At 36.9% G+C, this 15,178-nt stretch carries 14 protein-coding genes and 1 pseudogene; 5 read left to right on the forward strand and 10 right to left on the reverse strand.

The features are described 5' to 3' along the window. Nucleotides 1-212 precede the first annotated feature (212 nt). The 8 genes from nblB to dpsA form a co-directional block, all read right to left on the reverse strand. Nucleotides 213-884: a phycobilisome degradation protein NblB gene (gene nblB / locus PN497_RS18710; RefSeq protein ID WP_096570262.1), complete on the reverse strand. Its 672-nt coding sequence runs from the start codon at nt 882-884 to the stop codon at nt 213-215. Between the two features lie 117 nt (nt 885-1,001). Next, the gene (locus PN497_RS18715) at nt 1,002-1,460 is read right to left on the reverse strand and encodes a CBS domain-containing protein (RefSeq protein WP_096570260.1); all 459 of its coding nucleotides are present in this window, start codon (nt 1,458-1,460) and stop codon (nt 1,002-1,004) included. Between the two features lie 197 nt (nt 1,461-1,657). Continuing rightward, nucleotides 1,658-1,996 (reverse strand): RNaseH domain-containing protein, encoded by a 339-nt coding sequence (locus PN497_RS18720; protein ID WP_096570258.1) that lies wholly within the window; start codon nt 1,994-1,996, stop codon nt 1,658-1,660. Between the two features lie 50 nt (nt 1,997-2,046). Then, nucleotides 2,047-2,454 (reverse strand): 8-oxo-dGTP diphosphatase MutT, encoded by a 408-nt coding sequence (gene mutT, locus PN497_RS18725; RefSeq protein ID WP_096570256.1) that lies wholly within the window; start codon nt 2,452-2,454, stop codon nt 2,047-2,049. A gap of 193 nt (nt 2,455-2,647) precedes the next feature. Next, nucleotides 2,648-2,995, reverse strand: coding sequence for a DUF760 domain-containing protein (locus tag PN497_RS18730; RefSeq protein WP_096570254.1), 348 nt, complete (start codon nt 2,993-2,995; stop codon nt 2,648-2,650). A gap of 298 nt (nt 2,996-3,293) precedes the next feature. After that, nucleotides 3,294-4,250 (reverse strand): RNA polymerase sigma factor, RpoD/SigA family, encoded by a 957-nt coding sequence (locus tag PN497_RS18735; RefSeq protein WP_096570252.1) that lies wholly within the window; start codon nt 4,248-4,250, stop codon nt 3,294-3,296. 723 nt (nt 4,251-4,973) lie between these two features. Further along, nucleotides 4,974-8,264 carry a carbamoyl-phosphate synthase large subunit gene (gene carB / locus PN497_RS18740; protein ID WP_096570250.1) on the reverse strand — a complete coding sequence of 1,097 codons (3,291 nt, stop codon included), beginning with the start codon at nt 8,262-8,264 and terminating at the stop codon, nt 4,974-4,976. Between the two features lie 820 nt (nt 8,265-9,084). Continuing rightward, nucleotides 9,085-9,639, reverse strand: a complete 555-nt coding sequence (dpsA, locus tag PN497_RS18745; protein WP_096570248.1) for a DNA starvation/stress protection protein DpsA — start codon at nt 9,637-9,639, stop codon at nt 9,085-9,087. 388 nt (nt 9,640-10,027) lie between these two features. On the opposite strand from dpsA, the gene PN497_RS18750 reads away from it, so the two are divergent. From PN497_RS18750 to PN497_RS18770, 5 genes and pseudogenes are all read left to right on the forward strand, one after another. Continuing rightward, nucleotides 10,028-10,294 carry an Asr1405/Asl0597 family protein gene (locus PN497_RS18750; protein ID WP_096570245.1) on the forward strand — a complete coding sequence of 89 codons (267 nt, stop codon included), beginning with the start codon at nt 10,028-10,030 and terminating at the stop codon, nt 10,292-10,294. A gap of 65 nt (nt 10,295-10,359) precedes the next feature. Continuing rightward, nucleotides 10,360-10,989, forward strand: a complete 630-nt coding sequence (locus PN497_RS18755) for a (2Fe-2S) ferredoxin domain-containing protein (protein WP_096570243.1) — start codon at nt 10,360-10,362, stop codon at nt 10,987-10,989. Nucleotides 10,990-11,501: 512 nt separating this feature from the next. Continuing rightward, nucleotides 11,502-11,843: a hypothetical protein gene (locus tag PN497_RS18760; protein WP_096570241.1), complete on the forward strand. Its 342-nt coding sequence runs from the start codon at nt 11,502-11,504 to the stop codon at nt 11,841-11,843. A 19-nt stretch (nt 11,844-11,862) separates the two neighbouring features. Next, nucleotides 11,863-12,267, forward strand: coding sequence for a hypothetical protein (locus PN497_RS18765; RefSeq protein WP_096572761.1), 405 nt, complete (start codon nt 11,863-11,865; stop codon nt 12,265-12,267). A 143-nt stretch (nt 12,268-12,410) separates the two neighbouring features. Then, nucleotides 12,411-12,707, forward strand: a pseudogene (locus PN497_RS18770) (hypothetical protein); the annotation flags it as partial. Nucleotides 12,708-13,006: 299 nt separating this feature from the next. Here PN497_RS18770 and PN497_RS18775 read toward each other — a convergent pair. Further along, a complete protein-coding gene (locus PN497_RS18775) occupies nt 13,007-13,180 on the reverse strand; it encodes a hypothetical protein (protein WP_272110759.1) in 174 nt (57 codons plus the stop codon). A 236-nt stretch (nt 13,181-13,416) separates the two neighbouring features. After that, nucleotides 13,417-14,841 carry an S-layer homology domain-containing protein gene (locus PN497_RS18780; protein WP_096570239.1) on the reverse strand — a complete coding sequence of 475 codons (1,425 nt, stop codon included), beginning with the start codon at nt 14,839-14,841 and terminating at the stop codon, nt 13,417-13,419. Nucleotides 14,842-15,178 lie beyond the last annotated feature (337 nt).

Genomic DNA, 15,178 nt, shown 5'->3' on the forward strand with positions numbered 1-15,178 from the left:
ATGGGAGCAGTTATCCCTCAGTAGACTTTCACGCCTTAGCCAGACGCGATTGTGTTCCAATTAAGTTTCTGAAAAAGACTACCACCATCATTGCTTGGTTTTCGCGTCGGCAATAGTCTCAATTCAATACTTGATATCACTGTATTATATATCAAGTAGTTGATTTTTTCCTAAAAATATATTGATTTTTGTCAATATAAGTATAGTTTTGTCTATGAAATTGTCAACTTAGGACTTGCTCTTTTCGCTTCTTTAGCAACCGCTTCTACTTCATCATTAACCAAAGTCTCTAAAATAGCTTTAGCTTCTGCACCACCTAAATTACCCAAAGCCTGAACAACTCTATAACGCACCTGCCAATCTGAATTAGTAGAATAGGTTGCTAAAAGGGAAACTGCATCTGGGTTTCCCAACTCTCCCAGGGAACTAATAGCCGCAGTTTGCACTAAACCATTATCTGAAGCAAGTGCTTGTTTGAGGAGTTCAAAACCCCGTGGATCTCCCAATGCTCCCAAGGTAGCAATAATACTGAATTGTACGAGCCATTCTGGGGTTTGATGATAGAGTTCCTGTAAATCTTCAAAAGCTGCCTGTAATTTCAGCGCCCCTAAACAGTCTGCTGCTGCTGCTTGTACATCTGCTTCAGGATCGTTGAGTAGTTCCCGTAATATCTGCAAGGATAAATCTAAATCCTGTTCTCCCAATGTGTCCATTTGACTAACAGCAGAATAACGCACACGGGAATTTTTATCACGGATAGCGACTTGTACTAATTCTAAACCGGTTTTGGGTTCGAGTTCACGAATTTGATTGACTGCACGGAGGCGATCGCCCAAGTTATCAGAACTCAGTAATTCTTTTACAGATTCAGCAGATATACTCATTTAATGATCCTATTTTTAATGATCCTATTTTATTAGTCATTGGGCATTGGGTTATTAATCTTTCCCAGTCACCAGTCCCCAGCGATGCACTGAGCTTGTCGAAGTGTCCCCAGTCACCTACTCAGCGGCCATAGCGCGGATAATGTCACCACGAGTCAGAATACCAATAACTTTACTCGTACTATCCAGCACAGGTAAACGATGTACTTTATGTTCTTGGATGATTTTTGCAGCTTCTTTTAGGGACTTATCAGGGGTAATAGTGAGAGGATTTTTACTCATTACTTCCCCTACAGTTTGTCCTAAAGCTTTATGTAAATCCCGTTCATAAGCACCAGGATTTTGTAAATAAATTACACTATCCAAAAACATGATGTATGCAGGTGGAGTGACACCGGTTTCCTGCCACATCAAGTCTGTTTCGGATATGATCCCCACTAATTTCCCTGCATCATTAATTACAGGTAAACCGCTAATGCGTTTTTCTGCTAAGATTTGGATAGCTTCTTTTAAAGGAGTTTGAGGATTAACCATAATTGGATTATGGGTCATCACTTCTGCAACGGTTTTAAGCATTTTTTTTACTTACACCTTTTATAAAAGTCTTTTTTATTATTGTAGGTAATTGATGACTAATCAATGAAAACTTTTAATAGATTGTTACTTTTAATCTGGAAAAGAAATTTATTTTGTAGGTTGGGTTGAGGTCAGGAAACCCAACACTATTAATTGTCTCAAAAAATTTGATTTGAAATCCCAACTCCGTTAATCAATCAAAATAAACTTAGTTGTCTAGGTTCTCCTTCATTTGTCTGATTGTCTTCTATTTCTAATTCTTCATCATCCACATCATCAGTAATCAAAAACTCACTAATATAGTCTCTGACAACTCTTTCAAAAAATAGAGGTGCGGGTATTGTTGTCCATTCTTTATAATGTCCAAATCCATAACGCAAAGACTCTAAAAATGCAGCTAAATCATCAGGTTTATCTTCTTCTTGTCTTAATGTCACCACAATTTCTAAAGGGTTAGGTGTGGGAAATTTCTCAGTAAGTATTCTGTTTTCTTCCATTTTTATTTCACCAATTTCTAACCCTGCTTTATTTTTCATGTTTCGCTTATCATCATCTTTGATAACTTGATGAATTTAAATAATTGTTCTTACCTTTTTCTCAAAGCAGCAATAATTTCTCCATTTGCTTCAGGAAAATCAAAATTATCCAACTCATCCAAACCCACCCAACGCACTTCCGCACATTCAATAGCTTGGGGAATACCTGATAAATAATGACAATGATGCACTGTCAAAGTTACTCGTAAATGAGGATAAGTATGATCAACAGTAATCAAATGTTTGCCAACTTCTATTTTAATTCCTAACTCTTCTAAAATTTCTCTTTCTATACATTCTTCTATAGTTTCTCCTGTTTCAATTTTACCTCCAGGAAATTCCCATAAATTCGCCATTGTTCCTGTGGGAAGACGACGATCAATTAAAATCTGTTTTTCGTTGTTCCAAATAACAGCAACACCAATAATTTTATGGGTAACATTTGATATTTCTGTCATAATAATTATGGTAAAATTTAATCATTCTAAAATCATTATAGATCCCCAACTTCTTAAAGAAGTCGGGGATCTGAAAACTGAAAACTACCTAATTTTAACATTTACGTCATAAAAAAACACCAATTATTAAAATTCTGGTATCTTCATTTTGGATTTATCAGAGAATTTATTTAATTGGTGCTAATTTGTTAACTTATTCAGCAACATCACTACTGCTTGCTTCTGTTCCTTGTATAGCCATATCAAAGTTCATTCTTTGTTCTGCATTCCGCAAAAAATAACCACTAATCATTGCAGAAGCTAATAATCTACCTAAATTTTCTCTGCTAGTTGTAATGGTAACACCAAAATGTTCAGAAGGAAGATTTCCCAAAAGTCCCACAATATTCCGTTCCATCACTTGAAATACTTCCGCAGAAGTAGGTTTAGATAACTGTGTTACGGTTTCTGGACTTAGAGATTTAACGTACTGCCATAATAAGTTGCTATTTTCTGTTTCACCGTTGAAAAATTCTGATACTCGATTAGGTTGGTTACTCACTTTTGATCTCCTTTGCTACAACTACTATCTATGGTAATTGTGACTACAATGATAAATAACCTGTTTTCTATTTAATGACGACTTAATGACAACGAAAATTTAACTTTGTGTCTATGTCATTCAATGTAACAGGTTATTTCAGTCGGGGGAGTCGGTTTAACCGTACCAAAAACAGCGTATTATTGCGAATGAATCTAGGTGACAGTAAGAAGGCAAGAGGCACAAGGCAAAAGGCAAAAGAAGGGAATAGGTAATAAAGTTATTAATGTTCTCCTGACTCCTGCCTCCTGACTCCTGACTAACTAGCAAGATACTCATTCATGCTATGTTTGGATTTACGAAGTTTTGTTAAGGCTTCTCTTTCAATTTGTCGCACTCGTTCCCGACTAATATTAAGTATTTCACCAATTCGGGCTAATGTCATAGATTGTCCATCTGATAACCCAAACCTCAGTCTAATGACTTCTTTTTGTTGGGGTGTGAGTTCTGACATCATCCTTTCTATGTCGCAAGATAGAGAAGATTGCATCACAAAATCTTCAGGTGATGCACCTGTATCTTCCAACATTTCCCCTAGTTCGGTGTCATAATTATCACCTAAACGCAAATCAAGAGACAAGGGTAAACGTGCTTTTTCTAGACACTCCCGCACCTGTTTAGGTGTTAATTGTAATTCTTCAGCTAGTTCAGAAATGCTAGGCGCACGTCCCAATTTTTGGGATAATTGCCTTTGGGCTTTCTTGATTTTGTTTAATTTTTCCGTAATATGAATAGGTAGTCTAATGGTGCGGGCTTTTTCCGCTATAGCGCGGGTGATGGCCTGACGTATCCACCAATAAGCATAGGTAGAAAATCTATAACCTTTTGTGGGGTCAAATTTTTCTACACCCCGTTGCATTCCTATACTACCTTCTTGGATTAAGTCAAGTAAATCAACATTACGTTTAATATACTTTTTCGCTACAGACACTACTAAACGCAAATTAGCTTCTACCATTTTCCGTTTAGCAATTTCACCTTCGGCGATCGCTCTATTTAATTCTTTTACTTCTAACTCAGCCGCAATTGCCCACTCTTCTACAGTTGGTTGACGTTCTAACTGAGTAGCAAGATTATCTCTCACCTCATACAACGCGGTACATCTTTGTACCTGTTTCCCAAAGTGAATTTCTTCCTCATGGGTTAAAAGTGGCACGCGTCCAATCTCTCTTAGGTAAGTCCGTACGAGGTCGGTAGGTGTCTGAGCCGTCTTCATGGCGCTACTCTTGGTTGATGTTGGGTTGGTTGGTAGTGTCATTAGCTGATGCCTTGAGAAGATAATACCCAGGTTAACTAGAAAACTATGCTCTGGTTTGCAATTTACATACCCGATCCGCTTTGTTTCCGGTATGTCGTCAATTTAGGCTTATTAACTGCTAGACGGTACAGTTATTTACTTGTAATTACAAGTACCTGTAGTTAGAGATACCATGATCTGTCTAACATTTTCCGTGTGATGTAATTGTTAACAATTGTAACATTTATTAAAAAAGCTTGACTACCGAGTAACTAGAAAATTCCTGGTTACATCAGGTGAGGCTATGTCGTAATTGTACTGAAATATTATAGGAATAGTAGTTTAGCCGTAGGAGCAACCCCCTGTTGTTGCCCTCTTGAGGCATGAGGCAGGAGTTCAGCCGTAGGGGCAACCCCCTGTGGTTGCCCTCTTGAAGCATGAGTCAGGAGTCAGAACGAAAAATGAGAAGTAGATGGTTTCCTCATATTTGTTAAAATATCTCAATATTAACTATAATGATTTGCCTATAATAATTGCTTAATGTTTCGGGACGAGGTGACAGGTGACAGGTGACAGTGAAGAGGTAATAGGTAATAGGTAATAAGTAATAGGGAACAGGGAACAGCAAGAAAGCAAAAGGCAAAAGTTGATTCTCACCAATTACCAATTACCAGTTACCAATTACCAATTACCCATTACTCATTACCCTATGGGACAGTATTCTTGAATGACTTTCACATCTAAGGTGGTGTTTTGCAGGGAACGGATAGCGGCTACTGTTGCCCGCGCACCTGCTATAGTGGTAATTATGGGAATTTTGTAGGCTAAAGCTGTACGGCGGATCAGTTGTCCATCGGTACGGGCTTCTTCCCCTGAAGGTGTGTTAATAATTAACTGAATTTGTTGATTTTTGATCACATCAATCACATTAGGACGGCCTTCATGAAGTTTCAGCACTTGCTCAACTTTTAAACCTTGCTCCTTCAAATATTGGCGTGTACCTTGGGTGGCGATAATATGAAAACCCAGGTTGATAAACTCTTTCACCACATCCACAACTAAGGCTTTATCCCGATCGCTCATAGACACAAATACAGTACCCTGGAGGGGTAATTTTTCCCCTGCGCCCATTTCCGCTTTAGCAAATGCCCGCCCAAAATCAGCATCAATTCCCATAACTTCCCCAGTGGAACGCATTTCAGGACCTAAGATGGTATCAGTACCGGGGAATTTATTAAAGGGTAACACTGCTTCTTTCACAGCTATATGAGAGGGAATCACTTCCTGAGTAAAGTTTAATTCCTCTAAAGTCTTACCAGACATAATTAAAGATGCCAACTTAGCTAAAGGTACGCCTGTTGCTTTAGACACAAATGGAACAGTGCGAGATGCACGGGGGTTAGCTTCTAAAATGTAGACTTGGGGAGAATAACTATTTGCACCAACAACGGCAAATTGAATATTCATCAAACCCACTACAGATAAAGCTTTTGCTAGTTCAACTGTCCAAGTCCTAATTTGGTTAAGGACTGCGGGAGAGAGGGAAATTGAAGGGAGAGAACAAGCCGAATCTCCTGAGTGAATACCCGCTTGTTCAATGTGTTCCATAATGCCACCAATAACCACTCTACCCGTATGATCGGCGATCGCATCTACATCCACTTCAATGGCATTTTCTAGGAACTTATCAATTAAAATTGGATGATCTGGTTCTACCTGCACTGCAAAAGTCATATATCTTTCTAACTCTGCATCAGAGTAGACTATTTCCATCGCTCGTCCACCCAAAACGTAACTAGGGCGAACCACAACGGGATAGCCGATCCGTTTAGCGACAATTAACGCATCTTCATAACTTCTAGCGATACCATTAGGCGGTTGGGCAATATTCAACTCTTGAAGAATCTTTTCAAACCGTTCCCGATTTTCTGCCATGTCGATAGAATCAGGAGAAGTACCCCAAATTTCTGGATTTTGGATTTTGGATTTTGGATTTTGGATTTCCTCATTGCTGGCTATACTTTGAAGATAGTTTTGCAATGGAACTGCTAATTTTAGGGGAGTTTGTCCACCGAACTGGACAATAATACCTACAGGGTTTTCCGCTTCGATGATGTTGAGTACGTCTTCTTTGGTAAGAGGTTCAAAATATAGGCGATCGCTAGTATCGTAATCAGTAGAAACAGTCTCCGGGTTAGAGTTCACCATCATGGTTTCATAACCCGCAGCTTTCAAAGAGTATGCCGCATGACAGCAACAATAATCAAATTCTATCCCCTGACCAATACGGTTTGGACCACCTCCCAAAATCATTACCTTGGGTTTATCGGTGGGTAAAACTTCCGTTTCTTCCTCGTAGGTAGAATAATAATAAGGTGTGAACGCTTCAAACTCCGCAGCGCAGGTATCCACAGTTTTGTAAACGGGGATAACACCTAACTGTTTACGATATGCTCTAACTTCATCTTCCTTGGTTTTGGTACAGAAAGCAATTTGGCGATCGCTAAAACCATTACGCTTGACATCATACATTTGCTCTTTTGTCAATTGCTGTAAAGGAGTGCGTTTTAAGAACTTCTCAACTTCCAGAATTTGCTGTAATTTATCCAAAAACCAGGGATCTATGGCAGTTAGTTCGTAAATTTCCTCATTACTGATACCTAACAGCATTGCATGACGCAAAGCAAAAACTCTCTCTGGGTTAGGTGTACGTAACTGAGCGCGAATTTGTTCCCCACTGGGTAACTTTTCTGGTTTATCAGCACCCCATCCAGCGCGGCCAGTTTCCAAGGACCGCATAGCTTTTTGGAAAGACTCATTAAAAGTTCTTCCTATGGCCATTGCTTCCCCCACAGACTTCATTTGCGTAGTTAACACTGGATCAGAACCAGGAAACTTTTCAAACGCAAACCGGGGAATTTTCGTAACTACATAGTCAATAGTCGGTTCAAAAGAAGCGGGGGTTTTCTTAGTAATATCATTACTAATTTCATCCAAAGTGTAACCCACAGCTAACTTTGCGGCCATCTTTGCAATAGGAAAACCAGTTGCTTTAGAAGCTAACGCAGAACTGCGGGAAACACGGGGGTTCATTTCAATAACTACCACATCCCCATTTACTGGGTTCACCGCAAACTGAATATTAGAACCACCGGTTTCCACCCCTATTTCCCGGATAATTTTGATCGCCATATCCCGCAGACGTTGATATTCTTTATCTGTGAGAGTTTGGGCAGGGGCGACAGTGATAGAATCACCTGTATGAATCCCCATCGGATCGAAATTTTCGATAGAACAGATAATGACAACGTTATCCGCAAGATCCCGCATCACTTCTAGTTCATATTCCTTCCAACCTAATAAAGACTGATCTATAAGAATTTGAGAAACAGGACTAGCATCAATACCAACCTGTGCCATCACTTCAAATTCTTCTTTATTGTAAGCAATACCGCCACCAGTACCGCCCATTGTGAAAGCAGGACGAATAATGAGAGGATAAGATCCTATCCGATCGGCGATCGCCTTAGCTTCTTCTAAGGTTGACGCTGTACCACTAGGACAAACATTCACCCCGATCTTATCCATCGCTTCGTTAAACAACTTGCGATCTTCAGCTTTTTCAATCGCTGGTAATTTCGCACCGATTAATTCGACGTTATACTGGTCTAAAACCCCATTTTTCGCTAAAGCAACCGCAAGATTTAAAGCAGTTTGTCCCCCCATAGTTGGTAAAAGGGCATCAGGACGTTCTTTAGCAATGACCTTTGCTACAATTTCCGGTGTTAGCGGTTCGATATAAGTGCGATCGGCCGTTTCTGGATCAGTCATAATAGTAGCCGGGTTAGAATTTATCAGCACCACCTCAAAACCCTCTTCCCGTAAAGCTTTACAGGCTTGAGTACCAGAATAGTCAAACTCACAAGCTTGGCCAATGACAATAGGACCAGAACCTAACAGAAGAATTTTGTGGATATCTTGACGACGAGGCATAGTTGTTACTTTAGATCAGGAAAATACAAATCTTGACTATTTTAAGGGTCTTTACCCCTAGTCCTTATATTTATTATTAAGTTTTCTTAGTTCTTGTGATTAGGTAGATTTTTTAACAGTGTAGCCTAATTTTTCGGTTATCTTGAGTAATTTAACACAGATACACGCAGATAAACGCAGATGTAAAAGAATAACTGAACAATTCCATTTTCCAGATATTTATGTTTCGCGCAATCTCCGTCAGGAGATCCCGCAGGGTAGACGCAAATAAGCGAAGACACAAAGGAAGAAACTCAAGACTTACCCAAAATACCTCTCAAACTCTCTTACCTTCGTGTTCTTCGTGTTCTTCGTGGTTCATTCTTCCATAACTTCTGCGTAAGTCCTAAATAGTTTGCAGCTATTGTGAGATTTTTTCCTGAATATTTGCTTTGAGGATGAATGTTCATTTTATGATGATCCTATTTTTCAGATTATTTTTGAGAATTTATAGCTTCTGAGTTGATAAATTTTCCTGAAATTTATTTTCAATAACTGTTAAATATGATTTTTAACAATTTTTAGTGATGTTTTATTCGTAGGGGTAATTCATGAATTACCCCTACCTCCTTTCTGTTTTCCGTAAGTCCTGCTTGATCAGCAAATGACAAATATTTGCATTTTATATAATTAATAATAATTGCACTGATAAATACAAAAAATGACAGATAGGTAACTCATGTGTGGTTTTACCTAGCTGCCAATTTTTTATTTTCGGTTCTAATCTACTCTACTAAATTTTGCATCTATATAAATGCAGAAATTTAAGATGAGGTTAAATTTAGTTTGTGGTTCTTTGAACAAAACCTAATGTTAAACTATCCTTAGCTAAAAAATGTGCTAAATGATAAGCTCTTTCTTCTGTTTTTAGCAGGATTTGTTCATAGAGATATCTTGTCCCCCGATCTCCTAAACTCTCTGCCTGAGAGGCTAAACGGCGAATTAAGCTAATCATTGCTTGTTCTGCTACTAGGTCATTTTCTATCATCTTCCGGCAAGAAAATGTACCATCTGCTTCTGGTTCAAAACAGCATAATTCAGCTAATTTAGTAAAAGAAGCTACGGGAACACCACCCAAACCATTTAAACGTTCACCAATTTCATGGATGTGATCTTGTACTTCCTCGTAACTTTCCTTAAAAAACTCATGCAGTGAATAAAATTCTGCACCTTCAACTACAAAATGATGTTTCTGGTACTGTATGTAAAGTGCTTGAAAACTAGCTAATGCAATATTAAATCCTTCAATTACTGGTTCGGTGACACTGCGATCTAGTAATACAGGGTTGTCATATACTTGACCAAAATTTTGAATCAAAGTTTGAGTATCAGACATGGTTCTCCTCGCTTTGTAGCAGTTGTTTTTTTCAACTACTGCTTTTTGTTATATCTTAACATTAAAAAATTTTCATGCCAGTCTGCTAAATATGACAGAATTTCTAATTTTTATCGCTGCAAGTATTCGTTTTCCTTTTATGTCTGGTGTTAACTATTAATTTCATCTCTGTTTGTTTGCTAATATCCTTGACTTTATTTACACATTGTGTGTAACACCTTTGGGGTGTGGTGGTTCAAGTTTTATGAAAATTTTTTGCAAATTTAATGACAATAATTTGCACTTACGCTATTCTGGTTGATAAGGCTCAAGTCCAATAAACTCCCAGTCACAGGGGGTTATTCTGTTCTATTTACTGCCATTTTGTTGCACTTTGAGGGTAATTCACTTGAAATTCTCTAATTCACATAATTCACAATTAGGAACACAGCACGTTATTGATGTGAGTTGGTCAGAACGTTGGCAAGTTTATCAACGCTTAAATGAATTAGATATTCCTTGTCATTGTCAGAGTAACCAACCATTGCAAGTAGAAATTACTAACCCACAAATAGCTATCCAAGTTTGGAGTGTGGTGAGACAAGTTAAAGCTTCTCGTCAAGATTTAATTTGTCATTTAAAAGATTGTTTGCGTTTGCGTTATCAAGCCTTGTAATTTGTAATTATTTTCTGTTTTCCTTTTATCTGCTTTGTATTTAGTTAATCTTGGGTGAACGAAAGATGAGTATCTATACTGGTGTAGAAGTATCAGAATTTTGCCTAGAAGGTAGATTTTTAGATTTTGTGATTAAAGATGGTTATAAGTTAAAAGGTTTATTATTAGCGACTTCTGATGGTGAATGTTATGTAAAATTAGCCAAGCATTTACGGATAGCTTTTGACTTGCGTTTACCTCGTGGTACTTGGTTACAGGTGGTAGGTACTAAAAAGTATGACGCTAAAAAAGAGGAAGTCACGTTAAAAGCTGAACGGGTAATGGCTGGGCGCTCTCAAGTAGAAATAATTGCGCCTAATTTAAATATGGAAAGAGTGTCTTTAGCACCGGAAACGAGTAAACCCAAACGAGCGAAAAAGCAAACTATCTTAATGTGTCAAAAATCTGATTGCATGAAACGCGGTGGTAAAGCGTTGTGTCAGGTGTTGGAGTCTGAGTTGAGCGATCGCGGTTTACAGGATACAGTTGATATTAAAGGTACTGGTTGCATGAAAAATTGTAAGGGTGGACCTAATTTAGTCATGCCAGATAAAACCCGGTATACTAAAGTTCAACCTTCACAAGTTGCTATTTTGGTAGATAAGCATTTTGGTGAGGATGCGGAAATCAAATCTCCGCAGTTTATGGAAGTTTGATTTTTTGTAATTGATGATTTTCAGGATTTAATTATTTGTCTGAATCAGGATATCCAGGATTTAATTACTTTCAGGATGTTTAATTTTTTCTCATTGATGATGATTTTTGGGGTTTAATTATTTGTCTCAAAAAAGTAAAAATTATTGCAAACTCATTTGATATTATGCCTACATTAGTTAAAATCAAGAAAATACAATTGAACAAAAAATGATATAATCAGATTATCTAATTAAAAAATAATGGTAAGCTGATGTGCAGCTAAACTGTATAATTAAAAAAACCTGAAGTTACAGTAGCACAAGCATCTTGCTTGTATTAATTATTCAAGTTAAAGGCATAACAGCTTATTCAAATAACATCCTGTAAATCCTGATTCTGAAAAATAGAAATATTAACTTCCTAAATCATATCCTGAAAATCCTTAAATCCTGGATATCCTGATTCTGACAAATAAAAATATTAACCTAAACAAACATACTGTAAATTCTGTTTCAACCCTAATCAAACCTAGATGAATATTGATAAAAATGATGATATCAATCAAACTCAACAAATAGAACTATATCAAAAAATCTTGTTTACTGGATATACGGATGAGGAAATTGCAGAAATAAAAAATTTTATGGAAATGTGGGATAAAGCAACTTATCCTAATATAGCTAATAGTATTGTAGATCATGCTGATAGACATGGTTTTGCAGGTAATTATTTAAAATATTTGCGGAAAGCTGCTAATTTCAACAAAAAAGGTGCGCGAAAGAAACTTTTACCAAATGGTGCTGAGAGATGGAATAAAGGAAATGAATTTCTTATAGAAAGAAATGGTAAAATAGTATCCTATGGAGAAAATTAATCAAAATTATGCAAAAGTTATGCAAAACTTAGAACTAAGCAATAAATCCAGAAATACCAAAACAGCTAAAGAACACATTGAGAGAGTTTTTCAGCAATTAGTACCAGATTATCAACAAACGCAACCAGAAAGACATCAACTAGCATTTTGGGAAGACTCACAAGAGTTTACCATTCTGGGTGTAATTGAAATGTTCACCACTGATATTAGAGGATATGCTTCTCAAATTCTTAGTAACAATAATTTAGCAAATGCAAATGAAATAGTTGCGAATTTGGATCAATTAAAGATATTTGACATACCCTATTTTTCAGAATGGTATTTTTCTCATACATCTGATTATCCACAATTGAAATGCTATATTGAAACCTTAAACTATTTGCGGTTATTAATTATTGAATATATCAAAAATTATGCTTCCTAAATATCATCCTGAAAATCCTTAAATCCTGGAAATCATCTACTATAAATGAGAAATAGCAGCGTTTTCGGCAAAATACCGGATTCGATTCCCACCAGCCCCCATCTTGTGCCAGAATAAGTACCAGTATTAGGCAGTGGTTAAAAATGGTGTTTTATCCTGGACAGGCGTTATTTGGGGGACGCTACATTATACCAAGAGAACTAGGCCAAGGGGGAATAGGTATCACCTATTTGGCTGAAAAGCAACGTGGTGAACTGCGAGTAATAAAAACCCTGAGACAAGAAATTTTAAATCGTCCAGATTTGATACAACATCAAAATAAATTAAAACAGGATTTTCGTGATGAAGGTTTGAGACTAGCGTTATGTCGTCATCCCCATATTGTTGAGGTAGAAAATGTCTTTGATGAAGCTAGTTTACCTTGCATGGTAAGCTGTTACACAGCTAAATTGTATAATCCTAATATTCTGAACTCTTGTTTAACAGGCAAGATGCCTGTTCCACTTATACAAATTAAATGCACAACAGCTTAGTGCTGAATGGAATGGCAAATTTTATGCTATATAAAATTTTTGATATTCCCGAAGTTTTTGAACTACTTGTGTTTCACCTCGCAAAAAATATGAGATGATATTAGTATCTAACATCACTTTTTTCACAATTCAATTTCCCTTGATGAGTCTAGTAATCTTTGTTCTTCAATCTCATGTTCAAGCTGCTGTAACAATATAGATTCTTCTTAATTAGCAATACCAGCAAATTGCATAAAATCTATATTTTTATCCATATATTTGGGTTGCAGTAATTGTTGATTCTGAACTATTTTTTGAAAAATTATTTGAGCAATTTCATTTTGTTCTTGTTCTGGTAGCTGTGATACTACAGCGAATGCTTGTTCTAAAAGCTGATTCATGGTTTTTGTGTATGTGTTCTTAATTAAGATTACCCTAGAAATAATAATTCAATATCTTATTTTATCAAAAATTATCACTCCTTAATTATAAAATAACAGTTTTCTATCTTCCTAAATCTCATCCTGATAGCGAAGCGTGGCGTTAGCCATAAATCCTCAAATCCCGGACATCATGATTCAGACAAATAAATCAATCCTGTACATACCCAAATCCCAAAAATCCCCACTCTGACAATTTACTCCCCTTTCAACTTCAAAGCTTCAGTAGTTGACATCCCCTCACTTTGCAAACCAAAATAAGATATGGCAGCAGCAGCTTCCCCACGAGTTACAGCTTTTTTCGGTTGAAAAAGAGTAGTATATCCAAAAACTCTCCTAATATTTGATTGTTCTGCATTTTGAAAGTCAGCTAAAATTGCTCTTAATGCTTTAGGATCAATTTTTTCTGTATCCTGAAAACCCCAAGTTTGTTTCACAGCTTCCAAATTAGCATTCGGTAAAGCTTGACGGGTATCTAAAGGAACTTTCCACATTAACAAATTTTCCCTGGTTAAAGGTGCATCAGGACGAAATAAAACTTCTGTGGCATTTCCTGATAAAATACTAGGAATTAATCCCGCTTCTGCTAATCCTTGAATAGTTGGAAAATCAGGATCTTTAGGTAAAACATCTCTAAAGACTGGTTGTGTATTTGTGGATGATAAACGGATTTTTTTCGCAGGATTATTAGCATACATGACATTATTTGCAGTTACTAACCAACGAGCAAATTCTCTGCGAGTGATGATTTTATCAGGTGCAAATTGTTGAGCATTTGTAGCATTAGAATTGCTATTATTGGGGTTTGATGCAATTGATAAAACTCCTAATCTACCTAAATCTTCAATCTGTTTCCGCCATTCTGGTGGTACTTTATTCAAATCAGTAAATTCTTGAGGTTCTGAACTTTCAATTGCTGTAATTTCTGTATTTGTTGGTTGATTAGAAACATCAACCCCTGGTGAAACTGGTCCAATAAATTGCGAATCTCCTGGTTGAGAATTTGTCCCAGAATTTGTCCCAGAATTTGTCCCAGAATTTGCAGTTACACTATTACTCTTATTAGATGTATATTCAATTGTTAATTCTGTAGCTGTTTGTGGTTGATTTGGTGTTGGATTTGTAACGGTTTTTGGGTTAATTGCTACTTTCAATAATAAATCATTCCGCTTGACTTCAAAAGTTCCTTCTGTATCGTCTTGTGGTTGTTGTAAAATTTGCCAATTCTGATTTTTAAACTCACTGCTGTAAAAGTTGGCAATCATATTACTAGGATCTGCACTTTGCCAACGAGTTACAATTCTATTTTCAGTTTGATTTTCTGAATTTGTTGAATTATCTGAATTATCTGAATTATTATTTGCAGGTTGAATTTCTGCTAACTTAGCATTGGGATAAATAGGAATTTCTTGAGGAAAGTCAGCAGGTAATTCAACTTTAGGTGCAGTTGATATTTCTGGATTCTTGTTTTCACCAAAAACCGCAGTATTTGTTTGCAGTCTAGGATCTGCTGCTAAAGACTGTTCTAAATTTTTGGCAGTAGGACCATTAGCACAGGCTGTTAAGGTAGAAAGTAAAACAGCTATACTGAAAAAGATAACAGGATTTTTATAAAGCACCACAGGAAATCACAAATAGATATTTATTATCAATTTCTACATTAGCATTTCAGGGAACAGGGAACAGGGAGGTAAATAACCTAATCACCAATCACCAGTCACCAATCACCAATCACCAATCACCAGTCACCAGTCCCCAGTCCCCACAGGGGTAGGTTTTTAATATTATCTGTTGAGGCAGGACCTGGAAGACAAGGAGGGAAAGTAGACAAGGAAGATTTTATCAGCACAATGGTCTTTTTGTTACCAAGAGAAGATGATTTTGTACTGTTTTCCTCCCTTGTCCACTGTCCTTCCTTGTCCCCCAAGTCTTGCCCTCACGACAATGTAAAAAACCTAC

This window comes from Sphaerospermopsis kisseleviana CS-549 (genome assembly GCF_028329225.1).
In the GTDB taxonomy this organism is placed as follows: domain Bacteria; phylum Cyanobacteriota; class Cyanobacteriia; order Cyanobacteriales; family Nostocaceae; genus Sphaerospermopsis; species Sphaerospermopsis kisseleviana.

What these genes read in the sequence shown, in the direction of transcription:
- nblB (WP_096570262.1), bottom strand. Translation starts at nt 884, where the DNA reads ATGAGTATATCTGCTGAATCTGTAAAAGAATTACTGAGTTCTGATAAC.
- PN497_RS18715 (WP_096570260.1), bottom strand. Translation starts at nt 1,460, where the DNA reads ATGCTTAAAACCGTTGCAGAAGTGATGACCCATAATCCAATTATGGTT.
- PN497_RS18720 (WP_096570258.1), bottom strand. Translation starts at nt 1,996, where the DNA reads ATGAAAAATAAAGCAGGGTTAGAAATTGGTGAAATAAAAATGGAAGAA.
- mutT (WP_096570256.1), bottom strand. Translation starts at nt 2,454, where the DNA reads ATGACAGAAATATCAAATGTTACCCATAAAATTATTGGTGTTGCTGTT.
- PN497_RS18735 (WP_096570252.1), bottom strand. Translation starts at nt 4,250, where the DNA reads ATGAAGACGGCTCAGACACCTACCGACCTCGTACGGACTTACCTAAGA.
- carB (WP_096570250.1), bottom strand. Translation starts at nt 8,264, where the DNA reads ATGCCTCGTCGTCAAGATATCCACAAAATTCTTCTGTTAGGTTCTGGT.
- dpsA (WP_096570248.1), bottom strand. Translation starts at nt 9,639, where the DNA reads ATGTCTGATACTCAAACTTTGATTCAAAATTTTGGTCAAGTATATGAC.
- PN497_RS18755 (WP_096570243.1), top strand. Translation starts at nt 10,360, where the DNA reads ATGAGTATCTATACTGGTGTAGAAGTATCAGAATTTTGCCTAGAAGGT.
- PN497_RS18760 (WP_096570241.1), top strand. Translation starts at nt 11,502, where the DNA reads ATGAATATTGATAAAAATGATGATATCAATCAAACTCAACAAATAGAA.
- PN497_RS18765 (WP_096572761.1), top strand. Translation starts at nt 11,863, where the DNA reads ATGCAAAACTTAGAACTAAGCAATAAATCCAGAAATACCAAAACAGCT.
- PN497_RS18775 (WP_272110759.1), bottom strand. Translation starts at nt 13,180, where the DNA reads ATGAATCAGCTTTTAGAACAAGCATTCGCTGTAGTATCACAGCTACCA.